Consider the following 20,598-nt stretch of genomic DNA (forward strand, 5'->3'; position numbering starts at 1 on the left):
CTGCGTAATCAAGCCGCAGCCAGCTGCAGGCGGCCTACAGACTTCAGATCGACATGCTGGCGGGCGACCCAGAGATCATGCGCGTCCTGCATCGCGAGCCAGCTTTCCGGACTGCGTCCAAGGGCCACAGATAGGCGCAAGGCCATTTCGGGGCTGACCCGGCTGCTGCCGTTCAACACCCGGCTCAACGTCGAGGCGGAAACCCCAAGTGCCTGTGCCAATTCGCGGCCGCTGACATTGTTCGGCTCCAGATAGATGCCGGAAATGAAGGCGCCCGGATGCGGCGGGTTGTGCATGCTCATCAGTGATAGTCCTCGTAGTCCAGCACGTGGCGATTGCCATCCTTGAATTCAAAGGTGACACGCCAGTTGCCGCTGACGGCAATCGACCAGCGTCCCTTCATCTCACCCTTCAGTGCGTGCAGGCGAAATCCAGGGATATCCATGTCCTCGATTGTGTGTGCTGTATCAAGTGCCGCCAGCTGCAGGCGCAGTCGATTCGCATGACTGGCCTGTATGCCAGCGGTGCTTCCGGTTTCATAGAGCTTGCGCAGCCCTTTGTGTCGGAATGACTTGATCATGCTGGATTGCAGCATGTTGCGCATCGCGCAACATTTGCTGAGGGGCGAAGGCGGTAGCGGGCTCAGTCGGGGTGTGGGAGTGCCCGGCGCTGGACTGCGCCGGGCAACCTTGCTTAGACCGGATCGGTCTCCGCTTCGTCCAGCAGGTCTTTCTGCTGCAGCTGCACCTTGGTAGGGTCGCCGTGTTCGGCCATGGCGCGTTGCAGGGCGCGGCGGGTGGCGGCGGTGACCAGTGACTGCAGGTCGCGGCCGGAGCTGCCTTCGGTGGCGGCTGCCAAGGTGCCAAGCACCTCGTCCACGGCAAAATCCAGGGGCTTGCCAGCCAGCTGAAGGCGCAGGATGGCGGCGCGCGCGTCGATGTCGGGCAGGCCGATCTGGATCTTGCGCTCCAACCGCGACAGCAGGGCGCTGTCGATGGCTTCGAGGTGGTTGCTGGCGGCAAGCAGGAATACCTGGCCTTGTTTGGTGCTGATGCCGTCCAGTTCCTGCAGCAGCTGGGCGACGATTTCGGCGTTCAACTTGTCGGAATTGCCGCTGCCGCGGGGTGGGGCAATGGTGTCGATCTCATCGAGGAACAGGATGCACGGTGCCTGCGCACGGGCTTTTTCGAACAGCTGCTTGACCCGTGCGCCGCCGTCGCCGAGGAACTGGCCCTTGATTTCCGCCGACGAGGCGGCGATGAAGGACAGCCCGGACTGGCCGGCCAGCACGCGTGCGATCTGGGTCTTGCCGGTGCCGGGCGGGCCGTACAACAGGATGCCGCGTGGCACCGGGATGTTCATCCGCGCCAGTTCTTCGGCATGCAGCAGCTCCTTGCCCAGGCTTTCAAACTCGGCACGGGTGCTGGCCGGCACGATCACATCGTCCCAGCCCAAGGTCTGCACCGAGGTGGAGCTCTTGCCGCGCAGGCGCGCGATGGCGGCACTGAAGTCGCTTTGCGCAGGACGCCCAGCCGGGTGGGTAGCCATCACGCTGGTGATCAGGGTGGACAGGTCGCGTCCGGACATGCCGGCGGTTTCACGCACCAGCGCTTCGGTCACCGGTAATGCCAGCTGGGCCTTGTCGAACTCGGCCAGCAGGATGCGCTCGCGCGCCTCGGCGTTGGGCGAGGCCAATTCGATGGAAACGGTGAAGCGCGACAGCACCGCATCATCGATCAACTCCTGGCGATTGGTGGCGCCAATCACCAGCACATTGCCGCTGCCCTGGTTGAAGCCATCCCATTCGGCGATGAAGGTCTGCACCAGTTCGTTGCCGAAATTGTCGGTGTCGCGGCTGCCGCGGCGGGCGAAGGCGCTTTCGCATTCGTCCACGAACAGAATGGTTGGGCCCTTGCTGCGTGCGTCTTCCCAGATCTTCTTGACCTTGGGACCAGTGTGGCCGATGTGCTCGCCCTTCAGATCGGCGATGGTGACTGCGACGAAATTGCAGTCCACGTGTTCGGCCAGCTTGCGTGCGATCAGGGTTTTGCCCGTGCCGGGAGGACCCCACAGCAGCATGCCCTTGGGCAGCGGCGGGGTGCCGGCGGCAAAACGGTCCACCAGTTTGATCACCTGCTCCAGGGTCTGTTCCGGGATGGCGACGTCCTTCCAGTTGGCTTCCAGCTTGTCCAGCGAGGCCAGCCGGGTCAGCAGCGACTGCTGCAGCTGCAACTCGCGCTCATACGGCGCGCTCAGTGCCTGCAGGTCAAGAATGGGCTGGGCCAGTGGTGCCAGCATGGGTGCCAGTTCGGCAGCCAATGGAGTCCACGTCGCGGCGTGTTCATCCGCTTCGGCGCGGACGCGTACAAGGCCGCCGGGGTGGCCGTTGAGCGGCAGGCGGATGAAGATGTCGGGGTCCTTGTCGTTGGCGACATCAGTGCTCATGCCAACCATCACCGCGTTGGAGTTGTCGTGCTTGTCACCGAGCTGCCAACTGTTGCCCAGCTTCTCCACCGAGGGGGCGGGCGCGCGGACGACGGGATAGGGGTGGCTGCGGCCATCGCCGTGCTTCTTGCCGAAGGCGTGCAGCTGCAGCTGGCGTTTGCCCAACGCATCGATCGATGCCAACCCTGCGGCGGCATTGCGCTTTGACATACGGTTGCGGCCCAGCCAGACCAACAGCGCATAGAGGACCAGGCCAGGCGGAATGTAGACGAACAACAGGAACAGCGTGCTGGCCGGGAAGGGCAGCGTGTACGACAGCTGGCCGCAGAAGTTCCGAACCGGGCCATACAAAACCAAGCTGCCGAGAAGCAGCAACCAGGCCACAGTGCGGACACCACCAGTGCCCAAGGTGGCGCGCAAGGTCAACGCAGGGCCCCAGCTGCCTTTGCGGCCTTGCCGCCGGATATTGCGGCGCTCCTGTGCCAGACCCTCTTCGAACGCTGGGCGCATCGTCTGCGCTGCCTGGCATGCGGCGGGGTAGGCAGCGCCCATCGCCTGCTTTGCGGTCTCGGTACGTTGCTGGCATTGCGCCAGCTCGTCGAGCAGCACGCTGCGCTGGTTGTCGATGAAGCTGCTGCGGGAACTGCTTGAAACCATGAATCCTTTCCCCTGAACTGAAAACGGCCGGATCAGTGTGATCCGGCCGTTACGCTACGCCATCATTGTCTGGGTTCATAGCGACCAATGGTCGGTAAGAACCCTGCACACCTTACTTCTCGACGAAGGCGCGCTCGAACACGTAGTGGCCTGCGGTGCCGATGCGCGTGGAAACCTCGAAGCCGCGTGCGTCCAGCACGTTGCGCAGGTCGGCCAGCATCTGCGGGCTGCCGCAGATCATGAAGCGGTCGTTGGCCGGATCCAGCTGCGGCAGGCCGAGTGTTTCCTGCATCTGACCACTTTCCATCAGCGAGGTCAGGCGGCCCTGGTTGGGGAAGGGCTCGCGGGTGACCGCCGGGTAGTACAGCAGCTTGTCGCGGACGATATCGCCGAGGATCTCGTCGTTCGGCAGTTCCTGCTCGAAGTACTCGCGGTAGGCCAGGTCCTTCTCGTAGCGCACGCCGTGGCAGACGATCACCTTGTCGAAACGCTCGTAGGTTTCCGGGTCCTTGACCACGCTCAACCACGGCGCCAGGCCGGTGCCTGTGCCCAACAGATAGAGGTTCTTGCCGGGGTGCAGATCGCTGATCAGCAGGGTGCCCGTGGGCTTCTTGCCGACCAATACCTTGTCGCCGGGCTTGAGGTGTTGCAGACGCGAGGTCAGTGCGCCTTCCTGCACCTTGATGCTGAAGAAGTGCAGTTGCTCTTCCCAGTTGGCGCTGGCGATGGAATAGGCACGCAACACCGGGCGGGCGCCTTCGTTTTCGTTTTCCAGCCCGATCATCACGAACTGGCCATTCTCGAAGCGGAAGCCGCTGTCGCGGGTGGTGGAGAAGCTGAAGTAGGCGTCCGTCCAGTGACGGACCTCAAGCACCGTTTCGGCGCCAAAAGCGGAAGACATGCCGTGATTCGTAGATTGGAGACCCGCCTATTCTAGCCGATAACCCATAAATAGGAATGAATCTCATTTGACTGGGCTGTTGTAGTGCCAAGCCATGCTCGGCAGGGGCTCTACCGGTAGTGTCTCTGCCGAGCATGCCTCGGCACTACGCTCCCTCCCTTTGGCCACAGGCCAAGGGGAGGGCTGGGGAGGGGGGCTTTTTGCCGGGAACGCCACTGCCGAGCATGGCTCCGCACTACATGTGGCTTATCTGTAGCCCGCTGCCTGCAGCTCGAACAGCTCCGCGTAACGACCACCTTCAACCATAAGCTCCTCGTGGGTGCCGCTGGCTTCGATACGGCCGTCGGCCAGCACAAGGATGCGATCGGCCATGCGCACCGATGAGAAACGGTGCGAGATCAACACAGCAGTGCAGTTGTCCGACAGCTCCTTGAACCGCTGGAATACCTCGAACTCAGCCCGCGCATCCAGCGCTGCGGTGGGCTCGTCGAGGATCATCACCTGCGCATCACGCATATAGGCGCGGGCGATGGCGATCTTCTGCCATTGGCCGCCGGACAAGTCCACGCCGGTCTTGAAGCGGCGCCCGATCAGCTGCTCATAGCCAGCGGGCAGGGCGTCGATCACTTCATCGGCCAGTGCGCGTCGCGCCGCATTGCGGATACGCTCCTTGTCGTTCATGGCTTCGACCAAGCCAACGCCGATGTTCTCGCCAGCAGACAGGTGGTAGCGCACGAAGTCCTGGAAGATCACGCCCATGTTGGCGCGCAGGTCGTCGAGGTCGTAGTCGCGCAGGTCGCGGCCATCGAGCAGGATGCGGCCTTCGTCCGGGTCGTAAAGGCGTGCCAGCAGCTTGACCAGGGTGGTCTTGCCGGCGCCGTTCTCGCCGACCAACGCAATCACTTCACCCGCCTGCAGATGGAAACTGAGGTTGCGTACCGCCCAGCGCTCGGCGTCCGGGTAGCGGAAACCGACGTTGTCGAAGACAAAGCCTTCGCGGATCGGTCGCGGTATGGCGATCGCATCCGGACGCGAACGGATCTCCGGTTCGATGGCATAGAACGAGAACAAGTCATCCAGGTACAGCGCCTGTCCGGCGACCTGCGAGAAACCGGTGAGCAGGCCTTCCAGCAACTGGCGCAGGCGCAGGAAGCTGCCGGACAGGAAGGTCAGGTCGCCGATGCTGAAGTCACCGCGGATGGTGCGCCAGGCGATATAGCCATAGGCGGCGTAATAGCCCAGCGTCCCCAGGGCAGCCAACAGCGTGCCCCAGATCGCGCGCTTGCGTGCGAGCGCACGGTTGGCCTTGTAGAAGCGCTCGGCCAGCAGCTTGTAGCGATCAATCAGGAAACGGTTGAGGTTGAAGATCTTCACCTCCTTGGCCGTTTCCACGCTGGCACCAACCTGGCGCAGGTAATCGAGCTGGCGGCGCTCGGGCGTCCAGCTGAAGTTGAGCGAATAGCCCAGCGTGTTGAAGTGCGACTCGCCAATGAAGGCCGGGACCAGGGCAATCGCCAGCAGCACGATCAGCCATGGTGCGTAGACGATCAGGCCGGCGGCAAAACTGACGACGGTGATGGTGTCCTGCACCTGGCCGAACAGCTGGCTCATCAGGCTCATGCGGCCCATGGTCTGGCGGCGGGCACGGTCCAGCTTGTCCTGCAGGTCGGGGTCTTCGAAATCTTCCAGATCGAGCTCGGCGGCGTGCTCCATCAGCCGCACGCTGGTGGCGTTGGTGAACAGCTCGGACAGCAGCGAATCGGCGTAGTTGATCAGTCGGCCAAGCAGGTCCGAACCGATCGCGATGGCCAACTCCAGCAACAGCAGCTCAAGCAGGGTATTGAGATGGCCGCTGGAGAACGCCTCTGCCAGCGGTGGCATCGGACCAGCACCAGCCAGGCGTACCGCTTCATCAATGATCAGCTTGCCCACGTACAGCATTGCCACCGGCATCAATGCACGGACCAGGCGCAGGCCGAGGCTGGCGAGTGTCAGCCAGCGGCTGGTCTGCCACACCTGCCGCAGGAAAGGCGGCAGGTTGCGCATCGCATCGACGCGCTCGCGGAAGCTGGGTTTCTTGACGGGAGCGGGCTCGGGGTGGGGCATGATGGACTCAAGCAGCGAGATGCGGGTTCAGGTTACCTGCAAACGTGTTGAGCCCGCTGCCTCAAGGTGCTCAACCGTCCTTGCCCAGGTCGATATCGCCCATCTGCGCGTCGTCGCGACCGTCTGGATTGTCACGGACAGCCTCGCCTGCACTACCGAACGATCGCTTGCCGTTGTCGACATTGAGATGGCTGACCACGTTGCGCACGCCTTCGATGGCGGCGATGACTGCTTCAACCTTGTGCTTGACTTCGGTGCTGGGAACGTCGCCGGACAAGGTCACCTGGCCATCCCTGACCTGGGCAAGTACCTGCGAGGTTTGCGCCTGCTGGCCAAGGGTGTGGACGACTTCATCGCCGATCAGGGTGTCGGAGCGTTCTGCGGCCATGGTTGGGTCCTCTGGATGTGGGACTTCCACCATGGCGGATCAGGTGTGAGTTTGACGTTACCTCGGCTTCGCTTCCTGGCTTTGCTGGAGCCAAGGGTACGGCCGGCGTTTCACTCCCACCCTTTGCCGCAGGCAAGGGGTGGGTTGGGGAGGGGTGCTTTAGATTTGGCTTTGGCTCTGCCCCTAATCTCTGTCCTCGTGCCGTCATTCCTGCCTTCGCGGGAAGGACGCCATCAAAGCGGGGAGAGCAAAAAAACAATAGCCACGCGCCTGCATCCCCTAGATCACTTCCGCGGCCCTTCCGGCGGCGGTGGCTCCGATGACTGCAACGCCACCGGCAGATGCCAGCCAAAATGCATCGCCATCATCCGCAGGCCAAAACACAGTCCTGCACCAACCAGGGCACACGGCAACGGTGGCAAGCCCAGCCAATAACCGACGGCGACCACGGCAGCACCGGCCAGGGCCGCAACCGCATACAACTCGGCCTGCAAAACCAGCGGCACCTGTGCCAGCAGCACATCACGGGCAATGCCGCCGCCAATGCCGGTCAACATGCCCAGGGCAGCCGCCATCGGCGGATCGATGCCATATGCCAATGCCTTCTGCGTACCGGCTACGGCAAACAGCGCCAGACCCATCGCATCGAACATGCGTACTGGGTACTGCATGCGCTCGATCAAGGGCGCCCAGAAGAAGGTGACGATGCCTGCAGCCAGGGTGATAGCCGGGTAGCGCCAATCGCTGATCGCCGCCACCGGGGTAGCGCCGATCAGCAGGTCGCGGGTGATGCCGCCGGCCAGTGCCGCCGCGAACGACAGCACCAGCACGCCGAAGATATCCAGTCGCCGGCGCACGCCCATCGTTGCCCCGGACAGGGCGAAGACGAAGGTGCCGATGAGGTCGAGGATCAGTACGAGGGTTCCCATGCGGCATATTGTGCGGTGTGGCGCCGGCTGCGGCCATCAGTCCGGGCTGGATTGATGGCTTTGGGTTCCTCTATCGATCAGGGCAGCGGCGGTAGCAAGCTGGCGCCGAGTCGATTCCAGGCGTTGATCACCGCCACGGCCATGCTCAGGTCGCTGATGCCCTTGTCGTCGAAATGCGGCCTCAACGCATCGAAGGCGGCCTGCGAGGGCGCGCCATCCGGCAGCCGCGTCATCGCCTCGGCCCAGCCCAGCGCGGCGCGCTCGCGCTCATCGAAGAAGCGGCTCTCGTGCCAGGCCGGCAGCGTGTCGAGCTTGCGCGGTTCGATGCCGGACTTGCGCAGGGCGGTGGCATGCATGTCCATGCAGTAGCCGCAGCCGTTGATCTGCGATACGCGCAGGAACACCAGCTCCTGCAGCTCGTGCTCGATGGAACTGTCATGCACGGCCTTGCTGGTGGCCAACAGGCCCTTGAAGGCATCGGCGGCGAGACGGGTGTAGGGCGCGCGGGGGAAGGTGGTAGCGGACATCAGGTTTCTCCAGACAGCCACGATGGCCGTCTTTCGTTACAAGGACGCAGCAGCGGCTTCGTGCGTGACAAGTGGGGGCAACTTTTCTGGATTGAGCACGCTGTAGAGGGCAGCGATGCGCCCATCCACCACTTCGATGGTGGTGAATGAGGCCAGCCTGCCTTCGGCGAAGCGCAGGATTGCCGGTTCGCCGTTGACGTAGCCAAGTTGGGCGGGCAGGGCAGCACCGCGGCGGGCGATGGCCCAGTACAGACGGCCGATGCGCTCGGCGCCCCGCAGTGGGCGGATGGCAGCGGTGACGATGCCGCCACCGTCGGAGAACTGGGCGGCATTGGCATGCAGCAGGGCCTGGATGGCGGGGCTGTCGCCGCGCTGGGCCGCTTCCATGAAGCGCTGCAGCAGCTGCCTATGCTGTGCCGGCGGCGGCTGGAAGCGTGGTGCACCGGCCTGCAGGCGCTGCTTTGCCCGGCGCACCAGTTGCCGGCAATTGGCCTCGCTGTGGCCTAGCAGGCTGCCGATCTGGCGGTAGTTGTGGTCGAAGGCCTCTTTCAGCAGGAAAGCGGCGCGCTCGTCTGGGCTCAGTTGCTCCAGCAGGGTCAGGAAGGCGACGGAGACTTCGTTGGCGACGGCATGGACCTGTGCAGGATCGGTTGCGGTGTCGGGCGACAGTTCGACCTGCAATGGTTCCGGCAGCCACGGGCCGGGGTAGTGCTGGCGCTCACGCTTGGCCGCGCGCAGGCGGTCCAGGCTGAGTCGCGTGGTCGCGGTGATCAGCCAGGCCTCGGCGTCGCGGATGTCGGCGGTTTCGCTGCCCGCCCAGCGCAGCCAGGCGTCCTGCAACACGTCCTCGGCATCCGCGCGGCTGCCCAGCATGCGGTAGGCCAGTGCCAGCAGGCGCGGGCGGTGGGTCTGGAAGATGGATTCGGGGTTCATGAAGGCAGGACGGCGCGGGGCGGGCTGGCGTGACAGTGCCACTTTGCCTGAACCAAAGCCTGGCTGCGGTTGAGGTTGTGGGAGCGGTGTCAGCCGCGAAGCTGAAGATCTGTCCGTTCACCGGTTTCGCTGCTGACGCCTCTCCCACGCCCAAGGTCGGGCAGCACTACGCCGCGGCAAGGCGTAAAATGGTGGGCTGAACCCCCGCCAGCCTTCAGCAAGCGAGCTAGCCGTGACATCGATCAAGCAGGAAGACCTCATCCAGTCCGTCGCCGACGCACTGCAGTACATCTCGTACTACCACCCGGTCGACTACATCAAGAACCTCTCCGCTGCCTATGAGCGCGAAGAGTCGCCGGCGGCCAAAGAGGCCATTGCCCAGATCCTGATCAACTCGCGCATGTGCGCCGAAGGCCATCGGCCGATCTGCCAGGACACCGGCATCGTCACCGTGTTCCTGGAAATCGGCATGAACGTGCGCTGGGACGACGCCACCATGGGTGTCGAGGACATGGCCAACGAGGGCATCCGCCGCGCCTATGCCTACCCGGACAACAAGCTGCGCGCCTCGGTGTTGGCTGACCCGGCCGGCAAGCGCACCAACACCAAGGACAACACGCCGGGCGTGGTCAACGTCAAGGTCGTGCCGGGCAATACGGTCGATGTGATCGTCGCCGCCAAGGGTGGCGGCTCGGAGGCCAAGAGCAAGTTCGCAATGCTCAATCCGTCCGATTCCATCGTTGACTGGGTGCTCAAGACCGTGCCGACCATGGGCGCTGGCTGGTGCCCGCCGGGCATGCTCGGTATCGGCATCGGCGGCACCGCCGAAAAGGCGATGCTGCTGGCCAAGGAATCGCTGATGGAGCCAATCGACATCACCGATCTGCAGGCCCGTGGTGCCTCCAACCGTGCAGAAGAGCTGCGCCTGGAGCTGTACGAGAAGGTCAATGCACTGGGCATCGGCGCGCAGGGCCTGGGTGGCCTGACCACGGTGCTCGACATCAAGGTCAAGGATTTCCCGACCCACGCCGCCAACCTGCCGATCGCGATGATCCCGAACTGCGCCGCTACCCGCCACGCGCACTTCACCCTGGATGGCAGTGGCCCGGTGATGCTGGACCCGCCGTCGCTGGAAGATTGGCCCAAGCTGACCTACGACGCGTCCAAGGGCACCCGCGTCGACCTGGACAACATCACGCCGGAAGAAGTGGCCGCGTGGAAGCCGGGCCAGACCCTGCTGCTCAACGGCAAGCTGCTGACCGGCCGCGACGCCGCGCACAAGCGCATGGTCGAGATGCTCAACAAGGGTGAGCAGCTGCCGGTGGACCTGAAGGGCCGCTTCATCTATTACGTCGGCCCGGTCGATCCGGTGCGTGACGAAGTGGTGGGCCCGGCCGGTCCGACCACCGCGACCCGAATGGACAAGTTCACCCGCCAGATCCTGGAACAGACCGGCCTGCTGGGCATGGTCGGCAAGGCTGAGCGCGGCCCGGCCGCGATCGAGGCGATCCGCGACAACAAGTCGGCCTACCTGATGGCGGTCGGTGGCTCGGCCTATCTGGTGTCCAAGGCGATCAAGGCCTCCAAGGTCGTTGGCTTTGCTGATCTGGGCATGGAAGCCATCTACGAATTCACCGTGCAGGACATGCCGGTGACCGTGGCGGTCGACTCCACCGGCGAGTCGGTGCACAAGACTGGTCCGCGCGAATGGCAGGCACGCATCGGCAAGATTCCAGTGATCGTCGAGTAATCGAACGCTGTCACTGGTGATGCAATGACGGCCCGGGCTATGCTCGGGCCGTCGTCGTTTCCAGGGATTGTCCGATGTGCAGGTTCAAATGGATGCTTGTTCCGATGGTGTTGTTGCTCGCCGCTTGCGCAAGCGGAGGCGGTTGGGATGGCGCGCCGCGCAATGATCCCGCAGCCTGCGTGACGTATTGCCAGAACGCCTATCAGCGCTGCAATGCCAACCCGCGCAGCTACGGCGACTGCGGTGAAGCGAACCGCAACAACCAGTGCGACAAGATCACCAATCCGGAGCTGCGCGGTGCCTGCCAGACTTCACAGGCGTTCTGCCAGAACAGGTCAGCCGCGTCGGTGTGTGGCGAGCGTTTGAACGGCTGCATGAACAGCTGCAACTGAACCAGCCGATAGCTGCGACGAGCCTGTAGTGCCGAGCCATGCTCGGCAGAGGCTTTCCCGGGAAGTCATCAAATCATCAGCTTCGCGGCTTACGCCGCTCCCACAAGGGTCAGGCCAGGCTTGGTTAGAATGCGTTTTCTCCAGCCGGGAACCCAGCGCATGTCAGTTGTTCTGTACGGATCGCAAAGCACTGCTTCATTGGTGGTGCATTGGCTCTTGCTTGAGCTCGGCATTGAACATGAGTTGCGCCAACTGGACTTTGAACGCGGCGAGCAGAAGTCAGCGGAGTTTCTGGCGATCAATCCTGCCGGCCGCGTGCCTGCGCTGATCATGGATGGGCAGGTGCTGACCGAGTCCGCTGCCATTGCCATGCAGTTGGCCGATCTGCACCCGCAGGCAGGGCTGGCGCCAGCGCCTGGCACGACCGCGCGCGGTGACTACTACCGCTGGATGTGTTTCTGCGTGTACACCTTGATGCCTGCGTATCGCGCTTGGTTTTATCCGCAGGAGCCGGCTGGTGAGTTGCATGCGGAGGAAGTGAAGCAGCGGGCCCGGCTGCAGTTGGAGGCAGCCTGGCAGCAGATGGCTGATCATCTGGGTGCGCATGGCCCCTATGTTCTGGGCGATCAGCTGAGCGTCGTCGATTTCATGTTGACGATGCTGATGCGCTGGAGCCGCAACATGCCGCGGCCTACCGACAACTGGCCGGTGCTGGCTGCGCACGCGGCGCGGATGAAGGCGCGGCCGGCATTTGTCGAAGTTTATCGGCGTGAAGCGATCAGTGATTGGTTGTGAGGGTGGCGAGGCGGAGCTTGCAGGCAACTATGGCTTCGCGGCTTAAGCCGCCCCCACAACCGATCGAGCGCAAGGAACTCAATCGACGTGGTCGTCGAACTTGCGCCCGCCCTGGAATGGCATCAGGTGCTGTTTGATGATGCCGTTTGGCACCGTCTCCAGTTTCATGACGCCGTATTCCTGCGGCCATTGCGCCTGATCGCGCGGTAGCTTGAAGGTGCCCATCAACATGTCCACCAAGGGCAGGTGAATGGCGTAGTTCACATCGACGTATTCCTGCTGCCGGGCGTGATGCCAGTGGTGGTAGCGCGGCAGCACCAGCAGGTACTCCAACCAGCCGAAGCGGATGCCAAGGTTGGCGTGTGCCAGCACCGCCTGCAGGCCGACCAGGATCACGTAGGCATTCAGCGCCGAGGTGGAGAAGCCAAGGATCAGCAGCGGCAGCAACACGGCACTTCGGGTCAGTACGATCTCGACAAAATGCACGCGTGAGCCGGCCAGCCAATCCATATGCCTGCTGGAATGGTGCACGGCGTGGAAGCGCCAGAGCCAGGGGATGTTGTGATATGCGCGGTGCAGCAGGGCTTGTGCCATGTCGGCGACGAAGACCGCGATCAGGAACTGCGCCCACACCGGCAAGGACTGGATGGCAGCCTTCAGGGAGGGAAAGGCGGCCAGCCCGGCGATGGTCGAGGTGGAGGCGGTCACCAGGATCAGGATGAACTGCACCAGCACGTGGCTCATGAAGAAATAGGCCACATCGGTGCGCCAGCCTGGGCGTAACGGTGACAGTTCGCGCTTGCCGAGATAACGCTCCAGCGGCACGAACACCAGTGCCGAGAAGAACAGCGACAGCACGAACCAATCCAGCCCCAGTGAGTAAGGGGTATTGCCGATGGCGTCGAACTGCACGTTGGTGCCGCCCAGCAGCACCGCCGCGGTTGCCGTGCCCACGCCCAACGTGGCGATGCGTTTATTGCGATCACGCAGGATGGCGACGGTGCCCATGATGAAGGCGGCCGCCAGGCCAACCAGCAGCAGGTGGCGGGCAAACTGCTCGTTGTAGACCGCGCGGAACTCGCGGCTGGTCAGCAGTTCGGGGAAATGGAAGCAGGCGACGGCCAGCAGGCTCAAGACCCCAAGCAGCGCGGAGCCGTAGGCAAAGAACGAGCGGCGGGTACGGACCATTGCGGACTTCCTGTCTTTGATCGGCCGATTCTGCCTGCGTCTGCTGAACGGGGAAAGTGGTACGGGAGCCCCGGGACGGCCTGCTTCACGCTGGCTGTGCATTTATGGCGGTAGCTTGATGTGCATCAGGCACGGGCACGCCATGTGCTTGTACGCTGGGCCTTCCGGGAATGATCTGGGGTGGATGGATGAGTGGATTGATGGTTCCGGTGAGCGCGGCTGATCACATCCAGGGCAAGCTGGATGCTGCGGTCGTACTGGTTGAGTATGCCGACTACCAATGCCCGTACTGCGGCGAGGCGTTTTCGCTGGTCAAGCGGCTGCAGCAGCGCTTTGGCGATGGCTTGTGTCTGGTGTTCCGCAATTTTCCGCTGGTGCAGGCGCATCCGCAGGCGTTGCCTGCCGCGATCACCGCCGAGTACGCCGCCGCCCACGGCAAATTCTGGGAGGCGCATGACGCGTTGTTCCGCAGCCAACAGCAGCTCGGCGAGGTGGTCTACCGCGAGCTGATGCGTGAGCTGGGCTTGCCGGAAGATGGGCTGGTCGCAGCGATGGACGACAGCAATAATCTGCTGCGGATACAGCGTGATATCGAGAGCGGTATGCGTAGCGGTGTCACTGGCACGCCCAGCTTCTTCATCAATGGCGAATTATTCCAGCCCAGGCAAAGCTTCGAAGAGCTCTACGACGCCATCGTCCAGGCCAGCGCCAAGCGAAACTGAGGGTGCTTGGCGCACGCAGCTGCGGCGCCAGGGTGGGCGCCGCAGTTGCCTTGGCTCAGTCGATCAGGCCGAGCACGGTTTCCGGCGGGCGGCACAATGCGGTGCCCTTTGCGGTACGCACGATCGGGCGATTGATCAGCGTCGGGTGCTGGCTCATTGCCTCGATCAGCGCGGTCTCGTCATCAAGCTTGGTAGCCAGCCCAAGCTCGGCGTAGGCTGCCTCCTTGCTTCGCAACAGGTCGCGAGCGGGCATGCCCATGGCGTCCAATAGCGTGCGCAGCTGTGAGGGCGAAGGTGGGCTGTCGAGGTAGTTGATCACCTCGACTTCGGCACCGGCTTCCTGCAGCAGCGCCAGCGCGCCACGTGAGTTGGAGCAGCGGTTGTTGTGCCAGATGGTCGCTTTCATTGTTCAGAACCACTCCAGCAGGGACACGCCAAGGCCGATGTAGGTGGCGCGGTGGTTGTAGTCGATCATGCTCTCGCCGTAGCCATCGAATACCTGCACATGGCCGCGCAGCAGCTTGTTGATCGGGAAGCCGTAGTCCATCTGCAGCGAGCCATGCGAGCGATCACCACTGCGCAATGAATGGCGGCCGGTGATGGCCAGTTCATGGCCGTTGCGGTTGTAGACCAAGGTGGCATCACCACGGCCCATGTAGTCCTCGATATCCGGGTTGTTGTCGTCGCTGCGACCTTCCGGGATGCGGTACCACGGGCGCAGCATGATGGCCCAGTTCTCTCGATCCAGGCCGATGTTCATCACCACCCGGTTCCAGCTGCGCGAGAGTGGATCGCTGCGGCCATTGGATTGATGGTTGAGGCTGAAGCCGGTCATGCGTCCGTTCCAGCCGAACAACGAGTAGCCGTTGCGGAAGGTCAACATCACCTCCGGCTCGTAGTTGGTCTCGCGGAACGGGCGCGACAGTTCGCTGTTATAGGCCTGCCAGCGCGAGCTCTGGGTATAGCCAACCCAGATGTCGCCGTTGTCGCCAAACAGGTTCTCGGTGACCTTGGTCTTGAAGCTGAGCTGGAACTTCAGCTCGGTGCTGTCCAGCTCTTCGGCCTGGGTGACGGTGTTGTTTGGGTTGGGCGAATGCGGCATCTCGTTGGGCTTGCTGCTCCAGAAGGCCGGCAGCAGATACACCGGCTTGTAGGCGCGCAGCTGGAACAGCCCCAGCTTGGAGTCCTTGGCCAGTTCCCAGCGGCTGTCGAGCAGGGAGCCACGGCCGGCGTTGGCGGCAGCAGAATCCAGTTCGTCATGCGCGAACAGCTCATTGCGGCGCGGCAGCGGCTCGTCCAGCTCCTTGGCGGTGGCCTTGGCCTCCTTGCGCGCCTGCAGAGCGGCGGCTGCCGCAGCATCGGCTGCGCGGGTGTCGGTCGGGGTACGGCCAAGTGCGCTGTCGTAGCAGGCCAGACGGGTGGCATCGGTCTCAAGCGCGAAGCAGGCCTGCGGCGAGGCGGGCGTCGGCATCGATTCCTGGGCAAGGGCGGAGGCGCTGGCGCCGCTCAGGATGAGCAGCAGGGCATGGCATAGAGCGTGTGTTTGCATTGGTTCCATCCGGTCGCTGTGGGGTGGCCGGGCCGGGGCAATCGGGGAAATTGCACGCCGGCAGCAGTGGCAAGTTGAGGATTGTCGGTGATTACCCTGTCCACGTGGAGTCAGGGCGGCGTTCAGAAGAACCATGCAATGGCGAACACACCGACCATGGCGACTGCCAGGCCCAGCTTGAGTGCGACCCCGAGGACGATGCCCAGCCAGGTGCCGAGGCCGACCTTGGTAGCCTGGCCAAGCTGGCGGCCATGCAGGTATTCGCCGCCCAGCGCGCCCAGAAACGGACCAACAAACAGGCCAATCGGCATGAAGAACAGGCCGACCACCGTGCCTATTGCCGAGCCGATCAGGGCCAGCTTGCTGGCGCCCACCTTCTTGGCACCGGCGATAGTGCAGATCACATCCACGATGATCGAGATGACGGTCAGTACGCCCAATACCACCAGTGGCAGCCAGCCCACCCGCTCGAATCCATCGCCCCAGGCCGCCAACAGCAGGCCGACGAATACCAGCGGTACCCCCGGCAGCGCGGGCAGGATGATGCCGGCGATGCCGACAAGGACCAGCAGGGCGCCAACCAGATAGAAGATGAATGAATAGTCCATGTGTGCTCTGAAGGGGGTCGTATAGGGGTTGACTTTAATGCATGGGGCGGTGTTGCAATTTGTTTAGCCCCGAGTTAAGTTGCAGCCGCTGAGCTTGGCAAGGTCACCGTGAATCGTGGCCTGATGGGTAGATCCAAGGATTTGCTGCATCGTTGCACCTCGCTTCCTCCTTGCAACCAGCCGCCTCACCGGGCGTAACCATCAAACGAAAGAGCTACAGGGAGTAAGTCGAGATGTCTGATCGCGAAACCGGTACCGTCAAGTGGTTCAACGACGCCAAGGGCTTCGGCTTCATCAGCCGCGAGAATGGTGAGGACGTGTTCGTGCACTTCCGCGCCATCCAGACCGATGGCTTCAAAAGCCTGAAGGAAGGCCAGAAGGTTACCTTCACCGTTGTGCAGGGCCAGAAGGGCCTGCAGGCTGACGCCGTACAGCCGGCCTGATCCGGCGGCAGTGCAGCCAAAAGAAAGGCCCGCGCATGCGGGCCTTTCTTCGTCACCGGTAACGGTGACTGTTCAGCGGATCACCACGCGGCCGTTGACCACGCGCACATAGGTGTTCTCGCGGATGCCGCCCAGGTCCTTCTGGTTGACCACGATCACGCGGCCATCGTCCATCCGCACCTGGATGTCATACGAGTTGCCGGTGACGTTCTGCTGGATCTTGTTACCGGCCATGGCGCCACCAACCGCGCCTGCGACAGCGGCGATGTTCTGGTTGCCCTTGCTGCCGCCGGTCTTGTCGGAGATCTCATGGCCGGCCACTGCGCCGACGATGCCACCGAGGATGGCGCCGGTGGCGCTGGGCGCGGTGCGGCCGGAGGCCACGGTATCGATGCGGGTGACGATGCCGCAATCGGTGCAACGGTTCTGGTTGTAGCCGTTGTTGTTGCCGTAGTTGCCACCATTGTTATAGCCGCCGTTGTTGTAGCCACCACCGTAACCGGGGGAGGTAGCACAGCCGGCCAGCGCCAGACTGGCAATTGCGCCTACAGCGATCAGTTGGATCTTCATGGTGTTTCTCCTTGCCAGATTGAAAGTGGGTACAGCTGTGTGACCCGCGGCGAAGATCCTGCGGTTTTGCATGTGAATGGAGGGCCAATCACGTGTTGAAACGCAGTTTGCTTACTTGAAATCCTGATGGCATGACTTGCAGTCGCTGCCGATTTTTTGCACTGCAGCAGCCAGTGCCGCGCAGTCTGCCGGCGGCTTGGCCAGTGCATCGTTCAAGGTGGCGCGATAGCGGCTGGCGTGCTGCTGGAAGCGCTCGTCATCGCGCAGGCCGGGGAAGGCGGTTTCCAGATCGTTGGCCAGCGCGCGCAGGGTCTGCAGGCGCGGCGTGCTGTCGGTGACGCTGCAGCGGTTCTGTTTCCGGCTCTCATCCAACAACTGGGCCTGCTTGGCCATGACCGTCATCAGGCTGTCCGGGAAGTGATCCTGGCGGGCCTGGATGGCGCGCATCCCCATCACGGTGGCAATCACGCCGATGAGCAGGCCGGCGAGCAGGACGAACAGATAGCGCGAGGCTTTGGACGGGGGACGGGCGGGTGCAGGGTCGGACATTGCGTTGGCTCCAGGCTACGTGGCAAAAGGGTTCGACTGCCGATCATTATGCAGCGGCACAAGCGAAGCCCGTGTCATGGAGCTGCTGGCCGACTCACCTCGGGCTGGGTAGGCCGTAAAATGCGCGGATGAAAGAAGAATTGCGTGAGCGCTTTGCCGGTATCGACCGGCTGTACGGAGCCGGCACCATCGCCCACCTGAGCGGCTGCAAGGTGGCCGTGGTGGGCATGGGCGGGGTGGGCTCGTGGATCGTGGAGGCGCTGGTGCGCTCGGCGGTCGGCCATTTGAGCCTGATCGACGCTGATGATATCTGCGTCTCCAATACCAACCGCCAGCTGCCGGCGATGGCTGGGCAGTACGGGCGCAACAAGGCGCTGGCCATGGCCGAGCGCTGCCGCGCGATCAATCCGGATGTCGAGGTCGAAGCGGTGGAGTCGTTCCTGACCCCTGCGAACATGGCCGAGTTGCTGGACCGTGGCTTTGACCTGGTGATCGACGCCTGCGACAGCTTCCGGGTAAAGGTGGAAACCATCGCCTGGTGCCGCCGCCGCAAGCTGCCGATGATCACCATCGGTGCGGCTGGCGGACGTACCGATCCGACCCTGGTGCGGGTGCGCGACGTGTCGCGGACCGAGCACGACGCGATGATGGCGCTGATCCGCAAGAAGCTGCGCAGCGAGTTCAACTTCCCCAAGAGCGCAAAGCGCTACTTCGGCGTACCGGCGGTGTATTCGCTGGAGAACGTGAAGTACCCGCAGGCCGACGGCAGCGTCTGTGGCATCCGCCCGAACCTTGGGCCGGATGAAGCCTTGAAGTTGGATTGTGGTGGCGGCCTGGGGGCAGCAACGCATATCACCGGCGCGTTCGCATTCGTAGCGGTGGGCAAGGCGCTGGAGATGCTGCTGAAGAACCGCGCGTGAGAGCTGGCGGGCGGCTGTGGTTTATGGGAGCGGCGTAAGCCGCGAAGCTGGCATTTCTGGAAATGCCAGGGTGTTTGTGATCTGACTGACCTGTGGTTTCGCGGCTTACGCCGCTCCCACAATCGGACCTATAACCCGAATAGGCGCACCGCATTGGCCGTGGTCTGCGCGGCGATATCGGCTGCCGATTGCTGACGTAGTTCAGCAACGGTATCGAGAATCTGCCGCAGCCGCGCCGGCTCATTGCGCTGCCCACGGATGCCGGCATCCGGTTGATCCGGAGCATCGGTTTCCAGCAGCAGGAACTCCAGCGGCATCTGCGTCACCAAGCCGCGCAAACGATTGGCGCGGGTATAGGTGATGGGGCCGCCCAGGCCAATCATGAAGCCCAGGTCCCATAGTTGCCTGGCCTGCTCTGGACTGCCGGAAAAGCTATGCACCACGCCGCTGAGCCCGCCAACGCGGCGGATGCGCAGGATCACTTCATCCAGGGCACGGCGTGCATGCACGATCAGTGGCAGCTGGGTATCGCGAGCCAGCTCCAGTTGGCCTTGGAAGTACAGGCGTTGCGCTTCCGGGTCCAGATTGTCGACAAAGAAATCCAGCCCGCATTCACCGATGCCGCATGGCTTCTCGCGCTCGACCCAGTCGCCCAGCTGCTGCAGGTGCTCGGGACGGTGCTCGGGCAGGAACATCGGGTGCAGGCCGTAGGCCGGATGCAACCCAGCGTCGGCCGCGCAGACCTCGCGCAGCTTGGGCCAGCTGGCCGCAGTCACCGCCGGCACGATCTGCATGCCCACGCCGGCAGCGCCGGCGCGGGCGATCACCGCCTCGCGGTCGATGTCGAATTCAGCTGCATCCAGATGGCAGTGGCTGTCGACCAGCTGCACGGCTCAGCGCTTGCCCGGCAGTATCGGTGGCTCGGCTGGGTCCTTGCGTCGCTTCCAGTTGGCGAGCAGCAAGGTGCTCAGGCCGAACAGGATTTCATCGACAAACGGGATCGGGTCGGGCAGCAGCATGCTGATGACAAACAGCGCACCGGTCAGCTTGAACAGGGTGGGGTAGCGCAGCTTGCGTGCCCATTCCAGAAACGGCGACAACATCATGCTCGACATGGCGTATCCAGATGAAGAGGGTTCAGACTGTCTTGTCGAATCAAGGCCAGCAGGCTGAATATTGCGACGACTCGAACGATTTCGATAGGGATGCGGCAGAAATACTAGCCTCTGTTCAGCTTACCCATGCTGGAATCCCCCCAACACACACGCGGCCAGCCGCACGGAGACAGAACATGAAGAGCACAACCACGACCGTTTTGGTTGCCGCCGGCGCGTTGCTGGTAGGTGGCATCGCCACCGCCGCCTTCATGCAGGGCCGCGACAAGGCCAGCACCGCGCCTCTGGTCGAGGGCGCGCGCCCGGTACTGGACAACTCTCCACTGGTGGACGATGCCGCCGTCACCGGCAAGGTGGAAACCCCGGCCGAACCGCAGCTGCAGTACGCCGACGTGCTCAAGGTTGCTCCGGTCACGCAGAAAGAGCGCGTCTACGGCACCGTTACCGGCAGCGATCCGATCCGTGAAACGTCCACTACGAGCACCCCACATGAAGTCTGCGAGGACGTGGTGGTGCAGGAACGTCTGCCCGAACGTGACGGCAATGTCGGCGGCACCGTTGCCGGTGCGGTCATCGGTGGCCTGCTGGGCAACCAGGTTGGTGGTGGCAACGGCAAGAAAGCAGCCACCGCTGCCGGTGCCGTCGCAGGTGGCTTGATCGGCAACCAGGTAGATAAGCGCCATGTAGGTGGCCGTGTGGTGAACCGTACCGAGCGCCAGTGCCATACCGAGCAGCGCACCGCCGAGTCCAGCCGCATCACTGGTTACAACGTCAGCTACCGCAAGCCCGATGGCAGTACCGGCACGATGCGCATGGACAGCCGTCCGGGTGAGCGCGTCTCGCTGGGCAACGCCAACCAGACCATCGGTTACGACGTGACCTACCGCTACGAGGGCGCAGAGAAAACCGTGCGCATGCAGGACAAGCCTGCCAGCGATCGCCTGCCGGTTATCGATGGCCAGCTGGTGACGCAGACCGCGGCCATGGCGCCGTCGGCAAACCGCCAGTAACCATCGCAAGCCGTAAACCTGCTTACTTCAGCAGTTGAGTCCCAGGAATCCGATGCCAGACCTCTGGCATCGGATTTTTTATTGTTTTGGGGGAGCGGCGT

At 63.3% G+C, this 20,598-nt stretch carries 24 protein-coding genes; 7 read left to right on the forward strand and 17 right to left on the reverse strand.

Annotated features, from left to right (window positions below; genetic code table 11):
* Positions 1-8: 8 nt before the first annotated feature.
* The 9 genes from ACVOMF_RS05945 to sigJ form a co-directional block, all read right to left on the reverse strand.
* Complete coding sequence (locus ACVOMF_RS05945) at positions 9-302, reverse strand: HigA family addiction module antitoxin (RefSeq protein ID WP_481508442.1); 294 nt, start codon at positions 300-302, stop codon at positions 9-11.
* On the reverse strand, positions 302-580 hold the full coding sequence (locus ACVOMF_RS05950; RefSeq protein ID WP_481508443.1) for a type II toxin-antitoxin system RelE/ParE family toxin: 279 nt from the start codon (positions 578-580) through the stop codon (positions 302-304). The genes ACVOMF_RS05945 and ACVOMF_RS05950 overlap by 1 nt, the downstream gene beginning before the upstream one ends.
* 113 nt (positions 581-693) lie before the next feature.
* Positions 694-3,102 carry an AAA family ATPase gene (locus ACVOMF_RS05955; protein WP_481508444.1) on the reverse strand — a complete coding sequence of 803 codons (2,409 nt, stop codon included), beginning with the start codon at positions 3,100-3,102 and terminating at the stop codon, positions 694-696.
* Positions 3,103-3,214: 112 nt separating this feature from the next.
* On the reverse strand, positions 3,215-4,003 hold the full coding sequence (locus ACVOMF_RS05960) for a ferredoxin--NADP reductase (protein ID WP_481508445.1): 789 nt from the start codon (positions 4,001-4,003) through the stop codon (positions 3,215-3,217).
* A 246-nt stretch (positions 4,004-4,249) separates the two neighbouring features.
* The gene (locus ACVOMF_RS05965; RefSeq protein WP_481508446.1) at positions 4,250-6,109 is read right to left on the reverse strand and encodes an ABC transporter ATP-binding protein; all 1,860 of its coding nucleotides are present in this window, start codon (positions 6,107-6,109) and stop codon (positions 4,250-4,252) included.
* A gap of 70 nt (positions 6,110-6,179) precedes the next feature.
* A complete protein-coding gene (locus tag ACVOMF_RS05970) occupies positions 6,180-6,497 on the reverse strand; it encodes a BON domain-containing protein (protein WP_481508447.1) in 318 nt (105 codons plus the stop codon).
* A 284-nt stretch (positions 6,498-6,781) separates the two neighbouring features.
* Positions 6,782-7,426, reverse strand: a complete 645-nt coding sequence (locus tag ACVOMF_RS05975; protein ID WP_282272938.1) for a trimeric intracellular cation channel family protein — start codon at positions 7,424-7,426, stop codon at positions 6,782-6,784.
* 77 nt (positions 7,427-7,503) lie between these two features.
* Positions 7,504-7,953 (reverse strand): carboxymuconolactone decarboxylase family protein, encoded by a 450-nt coding sequence (locus ACVOMF_RS05980; RefSeq protein WP_481508448.1) that lies wholly within the window; start codon positions 7,951-7,953, stop codon positions 7,504-7,506.
* 36 nt (positions 7,954-7,989) lie between these two features.
* Entirely contained in the window at positions 7,990-8,886 is an 897-nt protein-coding gene (gene sigJ / locus ACVOMF_RS05985; protein ID WP_481508449.1) for an RNA polymerase sigma factor SigJ, read from the reverse strand.
* Positions 8,887-9,118: 232 nt separating this feature from the next.
* On the opposite strand from sigJ, the gene ACVOMF_RS05990 reads away from it, so the two are divergent.
* The 3 genes from ACVOMF_RS05990 to ACVOMF_RS06000 all read left to right on the forward strand — a co-directional run bounded on the left by ACVOMF_RS05990 (position 9,119) and on the right by ACVOMF_RS06000 (position 11,823).
* The gene (locus ACVOMF_RS05990) at positions 9,119-10,636 is read left to right on the forward strand and encodes a fumarate hydratase (protein WP_282271569.1); all 1,518 of its coding nucleotides are present in this window, start codon (positions 9,119-9,121) and stop codon (positions 10,634-10,636) included.
* Between the two features lie 92 nt (positions 10,637-10,728).
* The gene (locus tag ACVOMF_RS05995) at positions 10,729-11,028 is read left to right on the forward strand and encodes a hypothetical protein (protein WP_481508450.1); all 300 of its coding nucleotides are present in this window, start codon (positions 10,729-10,731) and stop codon (positions 11,026-11,028) included.
* Positions 11,029-11,187: 159 nt separating this feature from the next.
* Positions 11,188-11,823: a glutathione S-transferase family protein gene (locus ACVOMF_RS06000; RefSeq protein WP_481508451.1), complete on the forward strand. Its 636-nt coding sequence runs from the start codon at positions 11,188-11,190 to the stop codon at positions 11,821-11,823.
* 78 nt (positions 11,824-11,901) lie between these two features.
* Here the strand turns inward: ACVOMF_RS06000 and ACVOMF_RS06005 are convergent, their stop codons facing one another.
* A complete protein-coding gene (locus ACVOMF_RS06005; protein WP_481508452.1) occupies positions 11,902-13,011 on the reverse strand; it encodes a sterol desaturase family protein in 1,110 nt (369 codons plus the stop codon).
* A gap of 188 nt (positions 13,012-13,199) precedes the next feature.
* Here ACVOMF_RS06005 and ACVOMF_RS06010 point away from each other — a divergent pair, with 188 nt between their 5' ends.
* On the forward strand, positions 13,200-13,733 hold the full coding sequence (locus ACVOMF_RS06010) for a DsbA family protein (protein WP_481508453.1): 534 nt from the start codon (positions 13,200-13,202) through the stop codon (positions 13,731-13,733).
* A gap of 55 nt (positions 13,734-13,788) precedes the next feature.
* On the opposite strand, the gene arsC is transcribed toward ACVOMF_RS06010, so the two are convergent.
* The 3 genes from arsC to ACVOMF_RS06025 all read right to left on the reverse strand — a co-directional run bounded on the left by arsC (position 13,789) and on the right by ACVOMF_RS06025 (position 15,890).
* Complete coding sequence (gene arsC, locus ACVOMF_RS06015) at positions 13,789-14,139, reverse strand: arsenate reductase (glutaredoxin) (RefSeq protein WP_481508454.1); 351 nt, start codon at positions 14,137-14,139, stop codon at positions 13,789-13,791.
* Positions 14,140-14,142: 3 nt separating this feature from the next.
* Positions 14,143-15,282, reverse strand: coding sequence for a phospholipase A (locus ACVOMF_RS06020; RefSeq protein WP_481508455.1), 1,140 nt, complete (start codon positions 15,280-15,282; stop codon positions 14,143-14,145).
* A 122-nt stretch (positions 15,283-15,404) separates the two neighbouring features.
* Positions 15,405-15,890, reverse strand: a complete 486-nt coding sequence (locus ACVOMF_RS06025; RefSeq protein WP_481508456.1) for a DUF456 domain-containing protein — start codon at positions 15,888-15,890, stop codon at positions 15,405-15,407.
* A gap of 233 nt (positions 15,891-16,123) precedes the next feature.
* On the opposite strand from ACVOMF_RS06025, the gene ACVOMF_RS06030 reads away from it, so the two are divergent.
* Positions 16,124-16,333 carry a cold-shock protein gene (locus ACVOMF_RS06030; protein ID WP_282271583.1) on the forward strand — a complete coding sequence of 70 codons (210 nt, stop codon included), beginning with the start codon at positions 16,124-16,126 and terminating at the stop codon, positions 16,331-16,333.
* A gap of 72 nt (positions 16,334-16,405) precedes the next feature.
* Here ACVOMF_RS06030 and ACVOMF_RS06035 read toward each other — a convergent pair whose 3' ends face one another.
* Positions 16,406-16,903 carry a glycine zipper 2TM domain-containing protein gene (locus tag ACVOMF_RS06035; protein WP_481508457.1) on the reverse strand — a complete coding sequence of 166 codons (498 nt, stop codon included), beginning with the start codon at positions 16,901-16,903 and terminating at the stop codon, positions 16,406-16,408.
* 111 nt (positions 16,904-17,014) lie between these two features.
* Positions 17,015-17,452: a cytochrome c gene (locus tag ACVOMF_RS06040; RefSeq protein WP_481508458.1), complete on the reverse strand. Its 438-nt coding sequence runs from the start codon at positions 17,450-17,452 to the stop codon at positions 17,015-17,017.
* A 128-nt stretch (positions 17,453-17,580) separates the two neighbouring features.
* Between ACVOMF_RS06040 and ACVOMF_RS06045 the strand changes: the two genes are divergently transcribed.
* On the forward strand, positions 17,581-18,372 hold the full coding sequence (locus ACVOMF_RS06045) for a tRNA threonylcarbamoyladenosine dehydratase (protein ID WP_481508459.1): 792 nt from the start codon (positions 17,581-17,583) through the stop codon (positions 18,370-18,372).
* A gap of 128 nt (positions 18,373-18,500) precedes the next feature.
* Here ACVOMF_RS06045 and ACVOMF_RS06050 read toward each other — a convergent pair whose 3' ends face one another.
* Together ACVOMF_RS06050 and ACVOMF_RS06055 are read right to left on the reverse strand one after the other, a co-directional pair.
* Positions 18,501-19,262: a TatD family hydrolase gene (locus ACVOMF_RS06050; protein ID WP_481508460.1), complete on the reverse strand. Its 762-nt coding sequence runs from the start codon at positions 19,260-19,262 to the stop codon at positions 18,501-18,503.
* A 3-nt stretch (positions 19,263-19,265) separates the two neighbouring features.
* Positions 19,266-19,487, reverse strand: coding sequence for a DUF6116 family protein (locus ACVOMF_RS06055; RefSeq protein WP_062166057.1), 222 nt, complete (start codon positions 19,485-19,487; stop codon positions 19,266-19,268).
* Positions 19,488-19,663: 176 nt separating this feature from the next.
* Here ACVOMF_RS06055 and ACVOMF_RS06060 point away from each other — a divergent pair, with 176 nt between their 5' ends.
* Positions 19,664-20,497 carry a glycine zipper 2TM domain-containing protein gene (locus tag ACVOMF_RS06060; protein ID WP_481508461.1) on the forward strand — a complete coding sequence of 278 codons (834 nt, stop codon included), beginning with the start codon at positions 19,664-19,666 and terminating at the stop codon, positions 20,495-20,497.
* Positions 20,498-20,598 lie beyond the last annotated feature (101 nt).

The organism is Stenotrophomonas sp. STEN022, from assembly GCF_056760155.1.

Bases quoted from the DNA above. Each gene is read 5' to 3' on its own strand.
- ACVOMF_RS05945 (WP_481508442.1), bottom strand. From the start codon at position 302: ATGAGCATGCACAACCCGCCGCATCCGGGCGCCTTCATTTCCGGCATC.
- ACVOMF_RS05950 (WP_481508443.1), bottom strand. From the start codon at position 580: ATGATCAAGTCATTCCGACACAAAGGGCTGCGCAAGCTCTATGAAACC.
- ACVOMF_RS05955 (WP_481508444.1), bottom strand. From the start codon at position 3,102: ATGGTTTCAAGCAGTTCCCGCAGCAGCTTCATCGACAACCAGCGCAGC.
- ACVOMF_RS05960 (WP_481508445.1), bottom strand. From the start codon at position 4,003: ATGTCTTCCGCTTTTGGCGCCGAAACGGTGCTTGAGGTCCGTCACTGG.
- ACVOMF_RS05965 (WP_481508446.1), bottom strand. From the start codon at position 6,109: ATGCCCCACCCCGAGCCCGCTCCCGTCAAGAAACCCAGCTTCCGCGAG.
- ACVOMF_RS05970 (WP_481508447.1), bottom strand. From the start codon at position 6,497: ATGGCCGCAGAACGCTCCGACACCCTGATCGGCGATGAAGTCGTCCAC.
- ACVOMF_RS05975 (WP_282272938.1), bottom strand. From the start codon at position 7,426: ATGGGAACCCTCGTACTGATCCTCGACCTCATCGGCACCTTCGTCTTC.
- ACVOMF_RS05980 (WP_481508448.1), bottom strand. From the start codon at position 7,953: ATGTCCGCTACCACCTTCCCCCGCGCGCCCTACACCCGTCTCGCCGCC.
- sigJ (WP_481508449.1), bottom strand. From the start codon at position 8,886: ATGAACCCCGAATCCATCTTCCAGACCCACCGCCCGCGCCTGCTGGCA.
- ACVOMF_RS05995 (WP_481508450.1), top strand. From the start codon at position 10,729: ATGCTTGTTCCGATGGTGTTGTTGCTCGCCGCTTGCGCAAGCGGAGGC.
- ACVOMF_RS06000 (WP_481508451.1), top strand. From the start codon at position 11,188: ATGTCAGTTGTTCTGTACGGATCGCAAAGCACTGCTTCATTGGTGGTG.
- ACVOMF_RS06005 (WP_481508452.1), bottom strand. From the start codon at position 13,011: ATGGTCCGTACCCGCCGCTCGTTCTTTGCCTACGGCTCCGCGCTGCTT.
- ACVOMF_RS06010 (WP_481508453.1), top strand. From the start codon at position 13,200: ATGAGTGGATTGATGGTTCCGGTGAGCGCGGCTGATCACATCCAGGGC.
- arsC (WP_481508454.1), bottom strand. From the start codon at position 14,139: ATGAAAGCGACCATCTGGCACAACAACCGCTGCTCCAACTCACGTGGC.
- ACVOMF_RS06020 (WP_481508455.1), bottom strand. From the start codon at position 15,282: ATGCAAACACACGCTCTATGCCATGCCCTGCTGCTCATCCTGAGCGGC.
- ACVOMF_RS06025 (WP_481508456.1), bottom strand. From the start codon at position 15,890: ATGGACTATTCATTCATCTTCTATCTGGTTGGCGCCCTGCTGGTCCTT.
- ACVOMF_RS06030 (WP_282271583.1), top strand. From the start codon at position 16,124: ATGTCTGATCGCGAAACCGGTACCGTCAAGTGGTTCAACGACGCCAAG.
- ACVOMF_RS06035 (WP_481508457.1), bottom strand. From the start codon at position 16,903: ATGAAGATCCAACTGATCGCTGTAGGCGCAATTGCCAGTCTGGCGCTG.
- ACVOMF_RS06040 (WP_481508458.1), bottom strand. From the start codon at position 17,452: ATGTCCGACCCTGCACCCGCCCGTCCCCCGTCCAAAGCCTCGCGCTAT.
- ACVOMF_RS06045 (WP_481508459.1), top strand. From the start codon at position 17,581: ATGAAAGAAGAATTGCGTGAGCGCTTTGCCGGTATCGACCGGCTGTAC.
- ACVOMF_RS06055 (WP_062166057.1), bottom strand. From the start codon at position 19,487: ATGTCGAGCATGATGTTGTCGCCGTTTCTGGAATGGGCACGCAAGCTG.
- ACVOMF_RS06060 (WP_481508461.1), top strand. From the start codon at position 19,664: ATGAAGAGCACAACCACGACCGTTTTGGTTGCCGCCGGCGCGTTGCTG.